17 protein-coding genes and 1 pseudogene are annotated in these 17,887 nt (G+C 69.2%); 11 read left to right on the top strand and 7 right to left on the bottom strand.

Annotated elements, in window-relative coordinates:
• Positions 1-415 precede the first annotated feature (415 nt).
• Positions 416-940 carry a site-specific integrase gene (locus tag ACWCSD_RS11840; protein ID WP_397154888.1) on the bottom strand — a complete coding sequence of 175 codons (525 nt, stop codon included), beginning with the start codon at positions 938-940 and terminating at the stop codon, positions 416-418.
• A gap of 71 nt (positions 941-1,011) precedes the next feature.
• Between ACWCSD_RS11840 and ACWCSD_RS11835 the strand changes: the two genes are divergently transcribed.
• Positions 1,012-1,479, top strand: coding sequence for an SRPBCC family protein (locus ACWCSD_RS11835; protein ID WP_449914274.1), 468 nt, complete (start codon positions 1,012-1,014; stop codon positions 1,477-1,479).
• A gap of 157 nt (positions 1,480-1,636) precedes the next feature.
• Here ACWCSD_RS11835 and ACWCSD_RS11830 read toward each other — a convergent pair whose 3' ends face one another.
• The gene (locus ACWCSD_RS11830) at positions 1,637-2,089 is read right to left on the bottom strand and encodes a hypothetical protein (RefSeq protein ID WP_449914272.1); all 453 of its coding nucleotides are present in this window, start codon (positions 2,087-2,089) and stop codon (positions 1,637-1,639) included.
• On the opposite strand from ACWCSD_RS11830, the gene ACWCSD_RS11825 reads away from it, so the two are divergent.
• The gene (locus ACWCSD_RS11825; protein WP_449914270.1) at positions 2,082-2,393 is read left to right on the top strand and encodes a hypothetical protein; all 312 of its coding nucleotides are present in this window, start codon (positions 2,082-2,084) and stop codon (positions 2,391-2,393) included. The two genes, ACWCSD_RS11830 and ACWCSD_RS11825, sit on opposite strands and share 8 nt — an antisense overlap.
• Before the next feature lie 534 nt (positions 2,394-2,927).
• Here ACWCSD_RS11825 and ACWCSD_RS11820 read toward each other — a convergent pair.
• Positions 2,928-3,935: an NADP-dependent oxidoreductase gene (locus tag ACWCSD_RS11820; protein WP_397154894.1), complete on the bottom strand. Its 1,008-nt coding sequence runs from the start codon at positions 3,933-3,935 to the stop codon at positions 2,928-2,930.
• 103 nt (positions 3,936-4,038) lie between these two features.
• On the opposite strand from ACWCSD_RS11820, the gene ACWCSD_RS11815 reads away from it, so the two are divergent.
• A complete protein-coding gene (locus ACWCSD_RS11815; RefSeq protein WP_397154896.1) occupies positions 4,039-4,653 on the top strand; it encodes a TetR/AcrR family transcriptional regulator in 615 nt (204 codons plus the stop codon).
• Positions 4,654-5,243: 590 nt separating this feature from the next.
• On the opposite strand, the gene ACWCSD_RS11810 is transcribed toward ACWCSD_RS11815, so the two are convergent.
• Complete coding sequence (locus ACWCSD_RS11810) at positions 5,244-6,188, bottom strand: ADP-ribosylglycohydrolase family protein (RefSeq protein WP_397154898.1); 945 nt, start codon at positions 6,186-6,188, stop codon at positions 5,244-5,246.
• A 623-nt stretch (positions 6,189-6,811) separates the two neighbouring features.
• Positions 6,812-7,468 carry a DUF6461 domain-containing protein gene (locus tag ACWCSD_RS11805; RefSeq protein ID WP_449914266.1) on the bottom strand — a complete coding sequence of 219 codons (657 nt, stop codon included), beginning with the start codon at positions 7,466-7,468 and terminating at the stop codon, positions 6,812-6,814.
• A gap of 266 nt (positions 7,469-7,734) precedes the next feature.
• On the opposite strand from ACWCSD_RS11805, the gene ACWCSD_RS11800 reads away from it, so the two are divergent.
• From ACWCSD_RS11800 to ACWCSD_RS11790, 3 genes are all read left to right on the top strand, one after another.
• Positions 7,735-8,001, top strand: a complete 267-nt coding sequence (locus tag ACWCSD_RS11800) for a hypothetical protein (RefSeq protein WP_397154902.1) — start codon at positions 7,735-7,737, stop codon at positions 7,999-8,001.
• Positions 8,002-8,245: 244 nt separating this feature from the next.
• Entirely contained in the window at positions 8,246-8,650 is a 405-nt protein-coding gene (locus ACWCSD_RS11795) for a hypothetical protein (RefSeq protein WP_397154904.1), read from the top strand.
• Between the two features lie 318 nt (positions 8,651-8,968).
• A complete protein-coding gene (locus ACWCSD_RS11790) occupies positions 8,969-9,865 on the top strand; it encodes a hypothetical protein (RefSeq protein WP_449914262.1) in 897 nt (298 codons plus the stop codon).
• 466 nt (positions 9,866-10,331) lie between these two features.
• Here ACWCSD_RS11790 and ACWCSD_RS11785 read toward each other — a convergent pair whose 3' ends face one another.
• Positions 10,332-11,174: a TetR/AcrR family transcriptional regulator gene (locus ACWCSD_RS11785; protein WP_449914259.1), complete on the bottom strand. Its 843-nt coding sequence runs from the start codon at positions 11,172-11,174 to the stop codon at positions 10,332-10,334.
• 61 nt (positions 11,175-11,235) lie between these two features.
• Here ACWCSD_RS11785 and ACWCSD_RS11780 point away from each other — a divergent pair, with 61 nt between their 5' ends.
• From ACWCSD_RS11780 to ACWCSD_RS11765, 4 genes are all read left to right on the top strand, one after another.
• Positions 11,236-11,946: a hypothetical protein gene (locus tag ACWCSD_RS11780; RefSeq protein WP_449914256.1), complete on the top strand. Its 711-nt coding sequence runs from the start codon at positions 11,236-11,238 to the stop codon at positions 11,944-11,946.
• Between the two features lie 282 nt (positions 11,947-12,228).
• A complete protein-coding gene (locus ACWCSD_RS11775; protein WP_449914254.1) occupies positions 12,229-12,801 on the top strand; it encodes an RNA polymerase sigma factor in 573 nt (190 codons plus the stop codon).
• Positions 12,798-13,835, top strand: a complete 1,038-nt coding sequence (locus tag ACWCSD_RS11770; RefSeq protein ID WP_449914252.1) for a CU044_5270 family protein — start codon at positions 12,798-12,800, stop codon at positions 13,833-13,835. The genes ACWCSD_RS11775 and ACWCSD_RS11770 overlap by 4 nt, the downstream gene beginning before the upstream one ends.
• Before the next feature lie 97 nt (positions 13,836-13,932).
• Positions 13,933-14,553: a DedA family protein gene (locus ACWCSD_RS11765; RefSeq protein ID WP_397154914.1), complete on the top strand. Its 621-nt coding sequence runs from the start codon at positions 13,933-13,935 to the stop codon at positions 14,551-14,553.
• Between the two features lie 16 nt (positions 14,554-14,569).
• Here ACWCSD_RS11765 and ACWCSD_RS11760 read toward each other — a convergent pair whose 3' ends face one another.
• Positions 14,570-16,162 carry an FAD-dependent monooxygenase gene (locus ACWCSD_RS11760; RefSeq protein WP_449914249.1) on the bottom strand — a complete coding sequence of 531 codons (1,593 nt, stop codon included), beginning with the start codon at positions 16,160-16,162 and terminating at the stop codon, positions 14,570-14,572.
• Positions 16,163-16,257: 95 nt separating this feature from the next.
• Between ACWCSD_RS11760 and ACWCSD_RS11755 the strand changes: the two are divergent.
• Positions 16,258-17,724: pseudogene (locus ACWCSD_RS11755) on the top strand (BTAD domain-containing putative transcriptional regulator); the annotation flags it as partial.
• Positions 17,725-17,887 lie beyond the last annotated feature (163 nt).

Genomic DNA, 17,887 nt, shown 5'->3' with positions numbered 1-17,887 from the left:
TCCGCCGTCAGGGCCGTTTGCTCGCAGCCCGCCAGGCGAGCCGGTGGGTGACTCTCCGCCTTGCACTCCGTAGAAGACGCGCCTGTCCGGCCCGTGTCCGAACTCCGCGAGGTGGTCACGAAGGATGTGGGCCAGCTGACGAGAAACGGGCACCGTACGGGCCCGCCGGCCAGGTACATGTACAGCAGCGGAATACAGCAACACCGTCTCACACCATCATCCGCCGCTGGACCGTATCTACTACCTGAGCAGGGCCAGACGCTGCGGACGAGGCGTCTGCCCTTCCCTACGGATCAGAAGGTTGGGGTTTCGAGTACCTCCGGCCGCACACATGCGAAAGGCCCGCAACCAGGGGTTCCTGGGAGCGGGCCTTTCTATTTGTCAGGACAATCTCCGGATCTTGCTAACACCTCTGCTAACACGGCCTCTCATCCCTCACCGATCGCCTCAGCGAAGACATCGCGGCTGACGCCTCGGCGGCGCGGATCACATGGGCGTAGACCCTGAGCGTGATCGACGGGTCGGCGTGGCCGAGGCGGGCCGCGACCACATGGACGGGGACGCCGGCCAGGAGCAGGATCGTCGCATGGATATGGCGTAGGTCATGAAGCCGTGCATGGGGCAACGGCGTGCCGGTGTTCGCTTGGTTGTACCGCTTGATCAGGATTGGGAAGAGCGAGCTGAGCGTGTCGGGGTGGACGGGCTCGCCCCATCCCGTGGTGAACACGTAGTCGCCGCCGCCCCGCCACTCCGGGCCGAGTTGGAGCTTGTCCGCGGCTTGCTGGGAGCGTTGTGCACGGAAGACCTGGACCGTCCGCGCGTCGAGGCTGACGACGCGCTTACGGCCGCTCTTGGTGGTGCCCTCGGCGCGCTTCCCGTCGATGAACGAGGCCGAGCCGCGGAGGGTGATCTGCCTGTCCTCAAGGTCGACGTCGGACACCTTCAAAGGCGCTGGTCTCTCTGTCGTTCGACGAGGATGGGCCTGGAGAGCTTCGGTCCTAGACTCGGGCCATGGCCAGGACTGACCGCGCCAGTCGATTGATCGCGGCACCACCGGCGACTGTCTACGGCGCCCTCCTCGACCGAGAGTCCCTTGAGGCATGGTTGCCGCCGGACGGCATGCGCGGGCGAATCGAGCGGTGGGATCCCCGGCCTGGTGGCGGGTTCCGGATGATCCTTACGTACCTCGACCCCACCGACAGCCCTGGCAAGACGTCAGACGCGACGGACGTCGTCGACGTCGAGTTCGCCGAACTGGTTCCACCGGAGCGCGTGGTGCAGCGGGCGGTGTTCGAGGCCGATGACCCGTCGTACGCGGGCACCATGACGATGACCTGGCACCTGACCGCCGCCGATGAAGGGACCGAAATAGCCGTTACCGCCACGGGCGTACCACCCGGCATCGACCAGGCCGTGCACGAAGCTGGGATCGCCTCCTCGCTGGCCAACCTGGCGTCCTACGTCGAAGGGGCCGGCTGACTCACTCCGGCCTGCAATCGAAGGCGCTACCCCAGCCTGAACAGCATCGCCGACCGCCGGAAAAGTTGACGAAACAGCAAGTCGGACGGAGTGCTTCACGTGTCTAGTCCCATGAGATGCGCGACGTTTCTGTCCCACGACATGAGCGACAGGTGACCTAGGAAGCATGGTCGACCTTGTACGGCCGATGCGCTTTGACGTTGCGGACCGGAAGATCGGTGATGCGGTGCACCGTGCGCGGTCCCTCGTCCAGATCGATGGTCAACGTGGTGTCGCTGACATGCACGGTGACGACTCGGCCGACATACAACCGGCCGAGGGAGACCCTCTGCCGGGTCACCATGATCACACCGAAGGCGTTCGTGCGGCGCTGCACCGTGACCCGTGACCGCTCCGGCAGCGGCGGCGGCCCTGCCGGGCGAGCACCGCGCAACTGCAGGCACTTGGCCCAGATTAGCGGGTTCGGCCGGACCCGCAGCAGCTGCCGGGACTCAGCGTCGAGGAACATCAGCGTGTTCTCCTCGATCCGGATGGTGACCCGGCGCCCGCCCAGGATCTCCGCCGCCAGCAGATATCGGCCAGCCAGGCTGACCATGCCGTACTTGTTCACCGTCCGCTCCACCTCCACCACCGCATCGTTCTCCGCCTGCGGCAGCGGCGACGACCCCGCCGATCTGCCACCCTCGGCGAACAGCCGGGCGACCGCGGGCCTCGTTCAGGCGAGTAGGGTGATTGCCCCGCCTTGCAAAGCGGAAGGCCACGACGCGACGGCGCTTCTATCTCTGATGACGGGCGCGACCTGCCTCACGTCGGCCCTGACGCTTGTCGGCAGAGTGACGGGCAGGGAGATTGACAGGGAGTGGATGAACGGGACTCACACCCGCTATGTGATCCGCGACAAGCACAATGGCTGAGGGGCGGTAACCCAGCTCAGCAGAAGGCCCCCTGGACAGACATGCCGTCTCAGGGGCTCTTCGGTCTCGCACATCGGCTATCGATGCTGACAACGGACGGGTGCGTCTACCATTCATCCATTGCTTTGGTGAAGGCTTCGGCGGCCGAGGCCTCCGCCGCACGGATCACGTGGGCGTAGACCCGGAGGGTGATCGATGGGTCAGCGTGGCCGAGGCGGGCCGCGACGACATGGACGGGGACGCCGGCCATGAGCAGGGCGTGGCATGGATGTGGCGCAGGTCGTGAAGCCGCGCGTGTGGCAACGGCGTGCCGGGGTTCGCTTGATCAGGGCCGGGAAGAGCGAGCTGAGCGTGATCGGGGTGAGGACCGAGGCGTATGTGACGCTCCTCGTCGACGCAGACCCTTGTGAAGTTGATCCGTGAGAGGACCACCTTCATACCGGGGTTCTGCGCCTCCATGGTGGGCGACGATCCGCCGGGTGTGTCACGCCGCGGTCTGCTGTATCGCGTCCTGAATTGGCTGCGAGCAATGATTCAGTCCGTGGCGTTGGCGATGACGAGGAGCTTTCCGCGCACATGGGTGTGCACGAGATCGGCATACGCTCGCGCAGCCTCTTCCAGCGGGTACCGCCGACTGACGGTGGCAGGCAGGGAGCCGGCCATGGCCTGTGTTGCCAGCTCCTCCAGATCTCCAGGGCGCGCGGTGCTGAAGACGGTGCGCACCGTCAGGTCGGGGCGGTCGAATGCGGAAGGCTCGGGGCTGGGAAAGGCGACGTTGAGCAGGTGGCCTCCTGGCCTGATGGCGTCGCTTGCTCTGACCAGGGCGGGGCCGGGCAGGGCGAGGTTGACCATGGCATCGACGCCGCCGGGGTGGCGCCGCAGTGTCTCGGTGATGGTGTCGACTGTCCGGTAGTCGATCACCTCGGTGGCGCCCAGGTCGCGGACGTAGTCGTCGTCCTCGGGGATCGCGGTGGCGATCACATGTACCTTGGCGGCGGCCAGTAAGGGGACCACGGCGCCGCCGACCCCGCCCGCGGCGCCGGTCACCAGAACCCGTTCACCTGCCTCGAACCGGCCCGCGCGCACCACGGCCAGCGCGGTCAGCCCGGGTATCGGCAGGCTGGCCGCGTGGTCGGCGGTCAAACCGTCCGGGCGTCGGGCGATGGCGGGGGTGTCGGCTTCGAAGACCGCAAAGTCGGCCATGGCGCCGGTGGTGAGGGATGGTGGAGTGGACAGCATCGCGGCGATCTTCGGTGTCGCGCGCGGCAGCCCGACTCCGAACACCTCCTCACCCCGGGTGAACCGGATCACGTCCGGGCCGACTTCGGTCACCGTGCCGGCGAAGTCGCTGCCTGGCACATGGGGGAAGGTCAAGGGGGTCAGCTCGCCTAGCACCCCGCTGAGGGCTCGCAGGTCGGCGGGGTTGATGGCTGCGGCGCGGATGCGGACCTGGATCTGGCCCGGGCCGGGTCGTGGAACCGGAACGTCCTCGACGGTCAGGACCTCGGGCGGGCCGTACTGCTTCGCGACAACTGCTCTCATCATCGACCCCTTACAGTCGCCAAGATAAGTTGACCGACTGGTCATGTTGGTGACCTTAGCACACAGCATGACCGGGTGGTCAAGTTGCGTTAGGCTGGCGTACATGCCCAGAGCCGACGCCGCCCGAAATCGAAGACTGCTCATCGACGCGGCCTGCGCGGAACTGTCCGAGCATGGGCTCGATGCCTCCATCGCGCGGATCGCCGCGCGCGCCGGCGTCGCCAAGGGGACGGTCTTCAACCACTTCTCCAGCAAGGAGGAGCTGGTCTCCGCGATCTTCTGCGACCAACTCGACACCCTCGCCACGACCGGCGAGATCCTGCTGGAGCAAACCGATCCGGGCTCCGCCCTGCTGCAGTTCATGACCGCAGGCGCCGAACTCCAGGCCAACGATCGTGCATTCTGCGAGGCGGCCACTGCGGTCTCGCGCGCCCATCCCGCGATCAGGGCCGCCAGCGACCGGCTGGCACAGGTGGCCGAGGCGCTGACCGCACGCGCCCGGCAGGCCGGAGTCGTCCGGGCGGACGTCACCGGCCACGACATCGTGCTGCTGCTCAATGCCCCTGCCCGGATCGCAGCACCGCTCGCCACCACACGATCCGACCTGTGGCAGCGCTACCTGCGCCTGATCTTCGACGGGCTACGACCGGAAGCCGCGCACGAGCTACCCGTTGCGGCACCAACGAGTGAGGACTTCACCAGGGCCGCCACTCCCTGACATCGTCCTCCCCTCACGACCGTCCCGCCGCCCCAGCCACCCTTTGGTCACCCGCGCATCGGCAATGGGGTATGTCGCCCGGATGCGGAAGATCGTCGCTCCGGCACTGGTGGTTCTCTCGATATCGACACACTCGCGCGACGTGACGACAATCAGTAGTCAGCACGTTGCGCGGAAGGCTCAGGGGTCTCTTGAGATTAGGGCCGGGCCCGAAATCGTCTACACGGTCGTGGCCAACCTGCATCCAGGTTCGGACGTCGGGGAACGGCGCGGCACTCCTCCGGTTACCGGCATCGTCAATCAGGGCCGCCATGACGATGGACGGGTTAGAACCTCCTCGGTCAGGCGGCGTGATCCATCTTTCAAGCCTGTGCCATGTCCGCTGGACAGCGGTTGCCTCAATCGACATCTGTAATCTGCCGGAGGAAAGTCGAGGCGGGAGATGACAGTAGCGCTGACAGCAACCACCAGAGGCATCTGACGACAGCCGTACACGACGCTCCGAGCTCGGTCTCCATTGCCGGAGCAAGGTGGTTGCTCCGGCCGAGAAGCGGAAGGTCGTTGCGGCCCTGGCAGTCAGGGCTTCGTTGTCAGTCTGAATTCGGACGCTCTACGAGGTCACAAGCGAGGTCGATCAGGTGGGTCAGATGCAGGGTTCGGCCGCCACTTCCGGGTAGCGGAACGTGTAAGGGGCCGGTCCAACTGGTTGGAATCGCTGCCGGTCCGTACACGGCCCCGGCCAGTCCGCCGGTGATCGCGGCGACGGTGTCGGTGTCGCCGCCCAGGTCGATCGCGGCGCGGATGGCATCCACATAGCTGCAGGTGGTGCGCAGTGCCCATACGGCTGAGCCAAGGCAGGGCCAGACGGCACCGTTGAACTCGGTGGCCTGGCCGGGATGCCAGCTGGGGGCGAGGATGGCGGCGTAGCGTTGACGATGGTCGGGGTGGACAGCGGTCAGGGTGTGGGAGAGCTGGTCCAGGGGGTTCGCACCGTCCAGAGTGACGCGTATCAGGTCGTGGAAGATCGCGGTGCCTTCCCATGCCGCCGGGTCACCGTGGGTGAGGGCGGCGATGTGCCGAGCGGCGTCCATGGTGGCCTGCTGTCCGTCGCGGGCGAAGTACACCGCCGATGGGGTGGCGCGCATCAGGGCGCCGTTACCTGCGGCTCGGTGGCTGCTCCGGTAGTGGGCGGCCGCGGCCCGATCCCAGGGCAGGCCGCGGGTCAGTACGTCTTCCGTCTGCAGCCCGATGTCTTTGGGCTCATCGGCTGCCCACCGCTGGAAGCGGGCGAAGATATCCGGCAGATCCAAACCGTCGCGTTCCAGCAGCGACTCGGCTACATGAACGGCCATCTGCGTATCGTCGGTGGCCTCGCCAGCATCCCAGCCGCCACCTCCACTCATCTCGCCGCCGGCACCTCGTACCGGAAAGCGGGAGGAGAACGCGCCCGCCGGCCCGAACTCGAAGGGAGCACCCAGCGCGTCGCCCACAGCCGAGCCGACGACCGCACCAACGGCACGCTGCACAAGATCCACGCCAACAGGCTACTTAGCCCTTGCAGCGCCGACCCTCTGGTGCTTTCTCGGCGGGGTGACCGAGCTGATCGAAGGAAACGGCGGACGTTGAGATCATGACGGCCAGGCCGCCGAAAGAGCGCTGAGTACAGCAGCGGGATACAGCAACGCCGCCTTACCCGGTCACACGTTGTCGGCCCGCAGCTACTGCTTGGCTAGAGTTGCCAGGTCTCTACGAGGTGACTGGGCCCCGTTGGTCGCGTCCATTGACGTGGTGTACATCAGCCTCGTACAGCAACACCATCACCCGCCACCGGACAGTGTCTGCCACGTGGGCAGGACATCGCACCACCATACGAGGCTGGGGCGATCGGCTGTCGGCGGCCTTCTTCGTGGGGCCTGCCGGCCGGATGACGCGCGGCCGGGGCAGCAACGTCTGCATCGGCGACACAGCTGCGGCACCACCCACACACTTCTGACCGCGGCCTTCATCGATCGAGCATGGTGGTTGCTCTGTCTGAGCAGCGGAAGGTCGGTTGGACCCCGCCCATGACCCAGACCTTCGCGGATGCAACCCCGTGGCACCGCCGGGACGGTCAGGTGGTACGCCGAGCAGCGGGTACTGCTGGGCGGCGCAGAAACGATCATGCTCCCACGAGGGGCCCCACAAGCATGGGGCGGTCGAGCATGTCCGGCCTGAACGGCACCCCGGTGACCTTCGCCGCCAGGGCGAAGCCCCTTGGCACGGCGGTGCCGTAGTTGTCCTCCCAAGCGGCGTCCCAGGCAGCCTCGTCCTCCGGCATGTCGAGCCGCATGCCCAGCTCCCGCATGAAGCCGTTGAGCCGGTCAGGGTCGGAGCCGTAACGCTCGTACGGGTGTCGCAGCTGGTAACCGGTGACGAACATGCCGTCGATCGCGTACGCGAAGCTGTGGTCGGCGTAGTCGTGCCGGGTGACCGCCACAACCTCACAACCCTGCGACAGCTCGGTCACCACCGCGTGGCACGTAACCATCCAACCGTGGGGCTCGATGGCCACGCACCACTCGCCGGCCTTGAAGACGCCCACGTAGCCGCCGCCAAGCCCGCCGTCCGTCTCGAGGACGAACTCGTCGGCCTTGCCCTCGAGCCCGCGGAAGTCCGACTCCTGGCCGAAGCTGTCACCGCGGCTGAAGCGACGCACCACCTCCGCCGGGTCGAGCCCGCGGAAGAAGGCCACGCTGAAGATCACACCCAGCTCGCCGCCCAAGCCCTCGGGCACGTTGAGCCACTGGAACGGGGCCAAGGGGTCGGTTGTCGTCATGCGGGTCATGGTGGCAGGCCGTACCGACAGTCAGTCGAGATCGCGGCCACCTCGATGAAGGCCCACATTTGATGGGGTCCTGATCCATGCGGAGGAAGTGCTGTACAGCAACACCGCGCCTTGCAGGGGGGCTCTCCACCTACTCGCATCTGCCCTCTGAGCAGGGCGAGAGGCCGCTGACGGGGCGTCCACGGCTCAGGCGGTCAGGTGTCGTACAGGCCGTCCCATGGATCGTAGAAGCCGAGGTTGGTCGGGTAGAACTCGGCGTGTTCTTCGCCTTCGAAGGTCTCGATGACGAGGCCGAACAGCACTCCGTCGAACGTCTGCTGGAAGGGCCGGATGGCGATGTCGTCGAAGCGGAGGCCCGTGAGCGTGTCGAGCCAGTGTTTCAGTCGCTGCTCGGCGAGGTCGACGGCCGAGCCGTGGTCGTCGGCGCCGGTGGGCTCGATGCGGGAGCCGAGGTGGTGGCCGGCGGCGTCGAAGGTGTGCAGAACGGCGTACCAACGCGGGGACTGCCATGCGCTGGACAGTAGACGTGGGGACTGACAACACGTCTCTGCGGCTTGGGGCCCTGATGGTCGGCGCTGGATGGTGGTGGACGTCGTCGTTCTTGGTACGGATCAGAAGTTTCGGGTTCGAGTACCGCACGCAAAAGGCCCGCGACCTGGCTCAGGTGGGCGAGCTGATCGCCGTTCTCATTACCTCACGCGTAATCGCGGTCCTTACGCGCGTGCTGCCATTGTTCAGGTGTCGAAACGAGCACTTGAAGGAGCCGAGATGACCGCCCTCACCATCACCGCCGACCGGACCAAGTTCCTGCGTCTCGCTCTTGTCGCGGACGCCGTCGTCACCGGCCTCAACGGGCTGGTGTACCTGACCCTGGCCGGCCCCGTGAGCGACCTGCTCGGGCCGGGTGCGGGGCTGTTGCGCGAGATCGGGGTCTTCCTGCTCGTGTACGGCGCCGCCGTCGGCCTGGTGGCCGCGCGTCCCGCGATCAGCCAGAACGCCGTCAGGGCCGTCATCGCGTTGAACATCGTCTGGACCCTGGGCAGCGTGGCGGCCGTCGTGACCGGCGCCGTCGGGTTCAGCACGCTGGGGGCCGCCTGGGCCATCGCGCAGGCCCTCGCCGTGGGGCTGTTCGCCGAGCTGCAGATCACCGGGTTGCGCAAAGCCCGTCGCTGAAGCCTGTTCGAAGGCATCGCCGCCGCGCCTTGGGTGCGGCACGCGGCCGGGCCGCGCTCGCCGGAATGCGGGGACGGCTACTGATCCCGCTGTCGTTCCATGCCACATGGTCGGGTCGATCGTTTGCGATATGGAGATCGGTCCCGAAGTGGTGTCTCAGGAGCGAGGCCCGCTGGCTGGGATTTATTTCGGGCGCGATTCCGCCGTGCGATCAATAAGGTGTCTCCCATGCGAGGCCGCGGCGGGAGAAATCGACAGACAGATGTTGTGAGGCTGCGCCGTCACGCGGACTTGGCTCCGCCATCCGGGGGCGCGGAGATGGTGAGTACGGCGGCAGGCCCCAAGGGAGAACTCGTCGTTGTGTGGGCCTCGCAGGAGAATTCCGATGCGCTCACCGCACAGACTGTCGCCCTCGATGGGGCATCTCGTACGGCTGCGCCCGCCGCATTACAGGTCGCCACGTACCGCCCCCATCTGACGAGGGCGGTTTCCATCGCCCGGCACTCACAGGCGCACAACCACGTCCAGCCGCTGCCGGACGGGGCCGTGCTCTTGGTGGGGGCGCGGTGCCGTTGGCGGGACGGAGCGGCCGAGTCCAACGCCGCCGTCTACGATGCCGATGGAAAGCTCCTGCGAAAGGGCGTACTGGGAGACGGAATCGCGGACGTGCAGACGACGCTTTCCGGCGACATATGGGTGAGCTATTACGACGAAGGCGTGTTCGGCAGCTTGGGGTGGGGAGAGAAAGGCAGTCCTGCCCCCATCGGATCCTCTGGGCTGATCCGCTTCGGGGCTGACCTGGCTCCCGCGTGGCGATATCCGTACGACGGTGAGTTCGGCGCGATCTCCGACTGCTACGCGCTGAACGTGTCGGGAAATGAAGCGTGGGCCTACTACTACACCGACTTTCCGCTTGTGCGGGTTCGAGCCGGCGCGGTTGCCGGCTGGTCCACACAGGTGAGGGGCGCCCATGCGCTCGTTGTCGCCGGCGACCGGGTGGCGCTTGTCGGCGGATATGCGGAACATCGGCACCGGGTGGTCACCGGGAGCATCAAGGGAGAAGGCTTGTCGGTGGATCGTCCCACCCGGCTGGTGATGCCCGACGGACGGCCGGTTCCCAGGATGGCGGCCGTGCTGGGGCGAGGCAGCGAGCTGCACGTCGTCGTGGGCACTACTTGGCTGAAGGCGGGGTTCGAGGACCTGGCGTCAGCCTGAGTGATCGAACGGCACAACGGCGGCGGCGACGGCGGGGACGGCTGGTCGCAGCGCCCTGCGATCCACTCGTTCGCTGGATTGAGCCGACCGAGGTCCTGACGCTGTTCGTACGTGATGGTGCCGCAGTCGGCCGCCGCGGGGGCGCGCCCTTCAGGGCGTGACGGTGGTGAAGAGAGCAGAACCGGCCCGGCGTCATGTGCTGTTTCCGGCAGGAGCGTCCTTGATCACCTGGACGCGGACCCGCGACGACGCCTCGTCCGGCGCGAGCGCGAGCGGGTCGGCCTCGCCGCGCAGAATGTGTCAGCGTTCCGTGGCGAGTTCGAGCCGGGCTGCGTGCAGCCCGCCCGAGACCCTGCCGACAACAAAGGCGCAATCGCCGACCGGAATGTCCGGCGGGCCAGGTGTTGCGGCGTTCCTACTCTTGCGGCGTTCCTACTCTTGCGGCGTTCCTACTCTTGCGGCGTTCCTACTCTTGCGGCGTTCCTGCTGCTGCGGCGACGTACGCCTCGATGCCGTCGAGGATTCTGGCGAGGCCGAATTCGAAGCCGTCGAGCGGAGGTTCGTCGGCGAGGAACATCGGGTCCTGGATCGCGTCCGCGACGGCGTTCAGATTGCGGGAGCGGAGCTGGCCGTCGAGGAACACGCGGACCGCGCGTACCGCCCGCTGCTGGTCGGGGTTCGCGCGGCGCAACGCGGCCGGTGTCGGAGTGTTGCGGCGCAGGTTGGCGCCGTACCGGGCGTGGCTGTCGAGGAGGTACGCGCAGTTCAGCATCAGCTGCGCCTCCATGCCGGTCGATCCGAGCGCGGTGATCAGGGCGTCCAGCCAGGCCGCGTTGTGCGGGGTCAGGGAGACGGTGGTCGGCACGTCCAGCAGCCACGGACGGGAGAGGAAACGCTCGAACAGCCGGCGTGACCACAGCGCGGCCGCCTCTCGCCAGTCTCCGTCGGGCAACTCGGGCGGGTCGCCCCAGGCGCGATCGGCCAGGAGCACGATGAGCTCTTCCTTGGAGCTGACGTAGCGATACAGCGCGTTGGCGGTCACGCCGATCCGGGCGGCCACCTTGGGCAGGGAGGCGGCGGCGATGCCCTCCTCGTCGGCCAGTTCGGTCGCGACCGCGATGATCTTCTCGACGCTGTGCGCCGGCTTGGGGCCGCGCCGCCCGCCTGTGTCGACGACGCCCCAGGCCGCGGCCAAGCCAGGCGGCAGCGCATCGAGGTCTGCGTCGTCGGCGGGCCCGGGATCCGGCACGGGCTCGCGGTCTCGCGTGAGGTCGCGTCCGGAGCTCTTGCGTGGGGTCATGGCCGGCATCCTCTCGAAGATCTGAAGGAAATAGTAGACGGCTTACACAGTTGTTGCTACTGTGCATGCCATGAACACTTCATTACTTACACAGATTCAGCTCCCGCCCACGGCTCGCCGCTGGATCGGCGTGGCCGCGATCCTCGGCGCCGTCTTCGCGATGGCCGAGCTCCCCCTCTACTTCGTCGTGCCCGCGTGTGACCCTCCGGCCTGCGGTGTCGAGACCGGCGCCCTCATGCCGGACTGGCTGATCCTCACCCGTACGCTCTTCAACTTCTGCGCGCTGACGCTGTTCCTGGTGTTCATGAGCGGCGTCCGGTCCCTCATCACGCGGGCCGACGCCCGCTACGAATGGTTCGGGGCGGTCGCCGGCACCGCCGGCGTGGCGTGGACGATCATCGACATGGTCGCCAAGGGGATCGAGGGCAGCAGCGCCATCAAGGCCGTCGAGGAGATCGACCCGACCCGCACCGTGCCCACCTACCTGCTCTACGGCTCGATGAGCCACCTGATGCTGGTCGTCTTCGGTGTCGCCTTCGGGTACGCGGTGCTGCGCACCGGCGCCCTTTCCCGGTGGGTCGGCTGGTCGTCGTTCGGCATCGCCGCACTGCACCTGGCCGGGGTGCCGTCGATGTTCTTCGGCTTCAACTCGTCGGAGTTCTACGCCTCGAACGGCTGGGGCGCGGTCGCGATGTTCAACGGCATCGCCGCCATCTGGGTGGCGGCCGTCGGCGTCGCGGCGCTGAGGAAGAGGGTCGTCCCGGCGCCGCGGTTCGCCTGACGGCGGCGACGCACAGGCACGTACGCGTGGCGAGTTCGGCGGGCCGGATCCCGCTCAAGCAGGCCGGATCCCGCTGAAGCGAATCAGATCCCGCTCAAGCAGGTCGAATTCCGCTCAAGCAAGCTGAAGCAGGTTGGATTCCGCTCAAGCAAGCTGAAGCGGGTCGGAATCCGTTGAACTCCCACGCGCCGAACTCCCCCGAGTAGCGATGGAACCGAAAGCCCGGTGCGGGTGAGTCTGTGGTGAAGGGTGCGAACGCGCCCTGTGGAAGGACTTCCCCCCATGAGAGGACTCACCCCGGTGGCGGCCATCACGGACGCCTCCCTCATCGAGGAGTCGCTGGCCGACCCCGATCGGTTCGCGGGCCTCTTCGACAGGTACGCGGATGAGATCCACCGATATGCCACCAGACGCCTCGGCCAGGAGAACTCCGCCGCGGCCGACGACGTGACGGCCGAGACGTTCCTCGCGGCGTTCCGAAAACGGTCCCGCTACGACCTGTCCAGACCGGACGCCGCCCCCTGGCTGTACGGCATCGCCGCCAACCTGATCGCCAAACACCGCCGTACCGAGGTGCGCAGGCTGCGGGCCCTGGCCAGAATGCCGGGTCACGACGACAACCCCTTCGAGCAGCGCAGCATCGACCGGATCGACGCCCAGCGGCTCGGTCCCCGCCTGGCCGACGCGCTGGCCAGGCTCTCTTCGGCGGAACGCGAGCTGCTCTTCCTGGTCACCTGGGCCGAACTGTCCTACGAGCAGGCGGCTCAGGCGTTCGACATCCCGGTGGGCACCGTCCGTTCCCGTCTGTCCCGGATCCGGGCCAAGATTCGCAACGTCCTGGAGGACCCCCGATGAACGAGTTCGACCTGATCAACGAGGTCCGGCCGGAAGTGGCGCCCTACGACCCCGGCACCAAGGCCATGGCCAGGGATCGGCTGCTCAGAGCGGGACGGTCCCGGTGGGCTTGGCGCAGGCCGTACGCCTTCGCCCTCGCCGGAGGGCTGGCGGTGGCCGTCGGCGTGGTCGCGGTGCAGGTCCCGTCCCCCTCGAACCCGCCTCACGAGATGAAGCTGCTGTCGGCCGCCGAAGTGCTCAACCGCGCGGCGAAGGCCGCGGTCGACGAGATCGAACCACGCGACGACCAGTACATCGTGGTGAAGACCCTGCAGACGATGGACTACTCCCTGATGCCCTACGAGAAGTCCAAGGAGCACTACTACCGGCGCTACAAGAACACCATCTGGCTGCGAGCGGGCGAGCGGCGGCCAGGGCAGTACGCCGACGGCGTGCGCAAGCAGACACCCATCGAGCCCTTGGCCTATGCCGGCGAACCGATCCCGAAGTCCGCCTACAAGGACATGGGAACCAAGATCCAGCCCATCGTCTACTGCAAGGACTTCAAGAGCGACTACCCGACGATCAAGAACCTGCCGACCGACCCGGCCGGCATGCGCACCCACCTCGACGCCATGTGGAAGCCCAAGGCGGAGAAGCTGACGCCGTTCCTCGCCTTCCTCGCCGCACGTGAGCTGCTGTGGCAGACGTACCTGCCGGCCGCGCAGCGCAGCGCGTTGTACCAGGCCCTGAGCACGTTCCCCGGCATCACCATCGACGAGGAGGTGCAGGACGCGGCGGGCCGCGAGGGCGTCGGCGTGGGCTTCACGAGCCCGGACGGGCTGCGCTGGGAGCTGATCTTCGACAGGGACACCTACGCGCTGCTCGGCGACCGTCAGGTGGTGGTCGACGCCAAGGCGGCCAAGGTGGCCAAGCCGCCGGCCGGCACCCTGGTGGCCGCCACGGCGCAACTCGACATCTCGGTGGCCGACTCGGCGCCCGACGTCGAGATCGAGGAGAAGTTCAAGAGCGGGCAGTGGTGCACCGGCAGCTAGTCCCGACGAGGGCAGCGGGGGGGTGTGGTTTCCCGCACCCCCGAACGGCCACCTGCCTCATGGTGGCCCCCCCTTGATCGTTCCTAGTCTCTGACGCATGACGGAATGGCTGATCGACCTGATGGAGCTGCTGGGCGCGCCGGGAGCGGGGATCGCGATCGCGCTGGAGAACCTGTTCCCGCCCCTGCCCAGCGAGGTGATCCTGCCGCTGGCCGGCTTCACCGCCTCCCAGGGGGCGATGAACCTTGCCGCCGTGCTGCTGTGGACCACGGCCGGCTCGGTGATCGGGGCGCTGGCGCTGTACTGGGTGGGCGCGGTGCTCGGCCGCGAGCGCACGCTGGCCCTGGCCGCCCGGCTCCCGCTGCTGAAGGTCTCCGACATCGCGCGGACCGAGGCGTGGTTCCACAAGCACGGGCGCAAGACGGTGTTCTTCGGGCGGATGATCCCGATCTTCCGCAGCCTGATCTCCGTTCCCGCCGGGGTGGAACGCATGCCGCTGGGCGTCTTCACGCTCCTGACCACGGCCGGGAGCCTGCTCTGGAACACCGTGTTCGTGCTGGCCGGCTGGGCGCTCGGCGAGAACTGGTCGCTGGTGGAGTCCTATGTCGGCATGGGCACCAACGCGGTCATCGCCGTGGTGCTGCTGGCCGTGCTGGTCTTCGTGGGCGTCCGGCTGGGCGAGCGGCGCAAGGGACGGCATGCGGCACAGGCCGGATGACGGCGCGGGCCGGTCGTCACGGAGGCGACGCGCGACGGACGGCTCGGGCGTCCTGCCCGGTCAACGCGGCGAGGGCGTCGAGGAGGGTGGAGGCGGCCGGAGGGCCGGACCAGCGGGCGGCGACGTGCCCGTCGGGACGGACGAGCAGCGCTCCCTGCCCGGTGATCCCGCAGAACGCCGCATGTTCCACGGGCAGGGACTCGACGCGCACCGGCCATGGCGTCGTCGGCCCGGCCCAGGCGACGGGGTCCGGGGTGAGCACGGTGAACCATTCGCCGAACGTGTCCAGGGTCGAGCGGTCGCGGGTGAGCCAGAGGTGCGGCATCCGGCGACCTGGTTCCGCGCTGGGCGCGTAGTCCGCGCCCGGCGGCTCCGGCTCGGGCCCCTCGCCCGCGAGGACGGCGCCGGAGCGGTACGTGCCGCCCAGCACCAGGCCGAGCTGCGCGAAGTACCGCTCCGACCAGGGCAGCTCGACGTGGTCCGGCGCTGCCCGGCCGGGCCGGAGCTGGGCGCGGCGCCGGTTCTGCACGTCGAGCATGAGCTCGGTGTTGGCCACCGCCTGGCGCAGTGTCCGGCAGGCGACCGGCCGCCGCTCCTCCTCGTACGTCTCCAGCAGGCCGGGAGCGGCCCACCCGCGCAGGACGCCCGCCAGTTTCCAGCACAGGTTGTGCACGTCGGCGATGCCGGTGTTCATGCCCAGCCCGCCGACGATGGGCATCGCGTGCGCGGCGTCCCCGGCCAGCAGGATCCGGCCGTGGCGGAAACGCTCGGCGACGAACGCGTCGGTCTCCCAGTGCTGGATCCGTACGACGTCGGCCGGCACGCCGCCGAGGGCGCGCGCGAGGAGGGCGGGCCAGTCGGCGCGCGGGCCGTCGTCCGGGGTGGGGACGAACCAGGCCCAGCCTCCTTCCGGATACAGCGGCGCGAACAGGCCGTGCGCGGTGAAGTAGACCCCGGCGGGCCGGTCGGCGCACCAGCGGCGCAGGTCGGCGTCGAACACGACGGTGGTGAAGCCCCCCATGCTCCCGGGGCCGGTGACGCCGATGCCCAGCAAGCGCCGGACGGTGGAGTTCGCGCCGTCGGCGGCGAGGACGTGACGGACGCGGAGCCGGGTGCGCTCGCCGCGCCGGGGTCCGCCGAGCAGGACGGCCACGACGCCGTCCGCCTCCTCGGCAAGCTCCGCGAGCTCGACGCCGAAGCAGGCCGGCGACTCCGCCCCGGCGAGCAGGACGGGTTCCAGGCGGTCCTGCGAGGTGACCACGCCGGTCACGGGGCTCTCGGGCACCGGCGCGTCGATGCCGGTCATCGCCGCCGTGGCGAAGTCGCGGCCGCACAGCGTGTCGCGGAAGCGGATGCGGCCGTACTCGGGGGCGAACGCGTGGGCGGTGATCCCGGCGGCGAGCCCGAGCCCGCGGTAGATCTCCATCGACCGCACGTTGACCAGCCGGGCCCGCGGGAAGTGCGACGGCTCGCGGTGCCGTTCGACCAGCAGGGTTCGCACGCCCCAGCGGTCCAGCAGCGCCCGTGCGGTGAGCCCGACCGGCCCGCCGCCGACGATCAGCACCTCCACCTCGCCGTCCGCCCTGGGGACGCTCCGCAGCCGATCCACGCCTCATCGTAAGCAGGGCTTGCCCGGCCGAGTCGTCGCGGCGGGGCGGGCGCGGGAGGCGGCGCGGGCCGGTGAATCGTCCGTAAGCTGAGGATGTGTCTCCCGCACTGGTCCTCCTCGACGGCGTCCGCTGGCACGGCGCGCGCGTCGTGGGCGACCGCGCGCACACCCTGCTGGCCGTGCTCGCCCTGCACGGGCGCGCGGGCGTCGGCGACGAGCGGCTGATCGAGGAGCTGTGGCCCGACGGCGCGCCGGCCAACCCGACCAAGGCGCTGCAGGTGGTCGTCTCCCGGACCAGGGCCGCGACCGGCCCCGACGTCGTCGTGCGCGTTGAGCGCGGTTACCGGCTCGGGCTGTCCGCTGGCCAGGTCGACGTCCTGCTGCTGGGGACGCTGGTGGAGCAGGCGCGGGCCGCGCTGGGCCAGGACGACGCGGCGCTCGCGCGCCGCCGTGCCGAGGAGGCCCTGGACCTGGTCGCGGCCGGCGGCCCCGACGGCGCCACGGGCGCGCTGGCCGACCTGCGCGCCGTCGCGGCGCGGCAGGCGGCCGAGGCCCGGCGGGTGGCGGCGATCGCGGCCGCCCGCGGCGGCGCGCACGGGGCCGCGCTGCCGCTGCTGGAGGAGGCCGCGGCCGACCGGCCGCAGGACGAGGAGCTGCTGGCCTGCCTGCTGCGCAGCGAGGCCGCCGTCCGCGGCGCCGCCGCCGCGCTGGAGCGCTACGAACGCCACCGCTCGGGCCTGATCGCCCGGCTCGGCACCGAACCCGGCCCCGAGCTGGCCCGCGTGTACGCCGAACTCCTCGCCGCGGACCGGCCGGTGCGCGTCGGCCTCCAGTTCGACGGCTCCTCGCTGCTCGGCCGCGAGGACGACATCCGCGCCGTCCACGCCCTGTTGCAGACCAACCGGGTGGTCTCCGTCGTCGGCCCCGGCGGCCTGGGCAAGACGCGGCTGGCCCATGTGGCGGGCCGGAACGCCGCGCAGCCCGTCGTGCACTTCATCGAGCTGGTCGGCGTCTCCTCGCCGGAGGGCGTGGTGGGCGAGGTGGGGTCGGCGCTCGGGGTCCGCGACTCGGTCAGCGGGCGCCGGATCCTGACCGCCGGGCAGCGCGCCGACGTGCGCGCCCGCATCGCCCAGCATCTCGACCAGGCTCCGGCGCTGCTCGTCCTGGACAACTGCGAGCACGTGATCGAGGCCGTCGCCGACCTGGTGGCGTTCCTGACCGTGACGACCCGCGACCTGCGGGTGCTGACCACCTCGCGCGCCCCGCTGTCGATCCCGGCCGAACGCGTCTACCTGCTCGGCGAGCTGCTCGCCGAGGACGCGGCGGAACTGTTCCGGCAGCGCGCCACGGCCGCCCGCCCCGGGGTGCGGATCGGCGAGGACGCGGTCGCCGAGGTCGTCGCCCGCCTCGACGGGCTGCCGCTCGCGATCGAGCTGGCCGCGGCCAAGGTACGGGTGATGTCGGTCGAGGAGATCGCGCGGCGGCTGGCGGACCGGTTCGCCCTGCTGCGCGGCGGCAACCGGACGGCCCCCGACCGCCACCAGACGCTGCTCGCGGTGATCGACTGGTCGTGGAACCTGCTGGACGAGCCCGAACGGCGGGCCTGGCGCTGGTTGTCGCTGTTCGGCGACGGGTTCACGCTGACCGCCGCCGAGCACGTACTCGGCCCGGACGCCCTGGCCGTCGTGGACGCGCTCACCGAGCAGTCCATCCTCGGCGTCCGCG

This window comes from Nonomuraea sp. NPDC001684, from assembly GCF_053596515.1.
Note: the sequence above shows the minus strand (reverse complement) of the source record. Positions and strands in the feature narration are given on the sequence as shown.

Bases quoted from the DNA above. Each gene is read 5' to 3' on its own strand.
- ACWCSD_RS11835 (WP_449914274.1), top strand. From the start codon at position 1,012: ATGGCCAGGACTGACCGCGCCAGTCGATTGATCGCGGCACCACCGGCG.
- ACWCSD_RS11820 (WP_397154894.1), bottom strand. From the start codon at position 3,935: ATGAGAGCAGTTGTCGCGAAGCAGTACGGCCCGCCCGAGGTCCTGACC.
- ACWCSD_RS11815 (WP_397154896.1), top strand. From the start codon at position 4,039: ATGCCCAGAGCCGACGCCGCCCGAAATCGAAGACTGCTCATCGACGCG.
- ACWCSD_RS11805 (WP_449914266.1), bottom strand. From the start codon at position 7,468: ATGACGACAACCGACCCCTTGGCCCCGTTCCAGTGGCTCAACGTGCCC.
- ACWCSD_RS11795 (WP_397154904.1), top strand. From the start codon at position 8,246: ATGACCGCCCTCACCATCACCGCCGACCGGACCAAGTTCCTGCGTCTC.
- ACWCSD_RS11790 (WP_449914262.1), top strand. From the start codon at position 8,969: ATGGTGAGTACGGCGGCAGGCCCCAAGGGAGAACTCGTCGTTGTGTGG.
- ACWCSD_RS11785 (WP_449914259.1), bottom strand. From the start codon at position 11,174: ATGCCGGCCATGACCCCACGCAAGAGCTCCGGACGCGACCTCACGCGA.
- ACWCSD_RS11780 (WP_449914256.1), top strand. From the start codon at position 11,236: ATGAACACTTCATTACTTACACAGATTCAGCTCCCGCCCACGGCTCGC.
- ACWCSD_RS11775 (WP_449914254.1), top strand. From the start codon at position 12,229: ATGAGAGGACTCACCCCGGTGGCGGCCATCACGGACGCCTCCCTCATC.
- ACWCSD_RS11770 (WP_449914252.1), top strand. From the start codon at position 12,798: ATGAACGAGTTCGACCTGATCAACGAGGTCCGGCCGGAAGTGGCGCCC.
- ACWCSD_RS11765 (WP_397154914.1), top strand. From the start codon at position 13,933: ATGACGGAATGGCTGATCGACCTGATGGAGCTGCTGGGCGCGCCGGGA.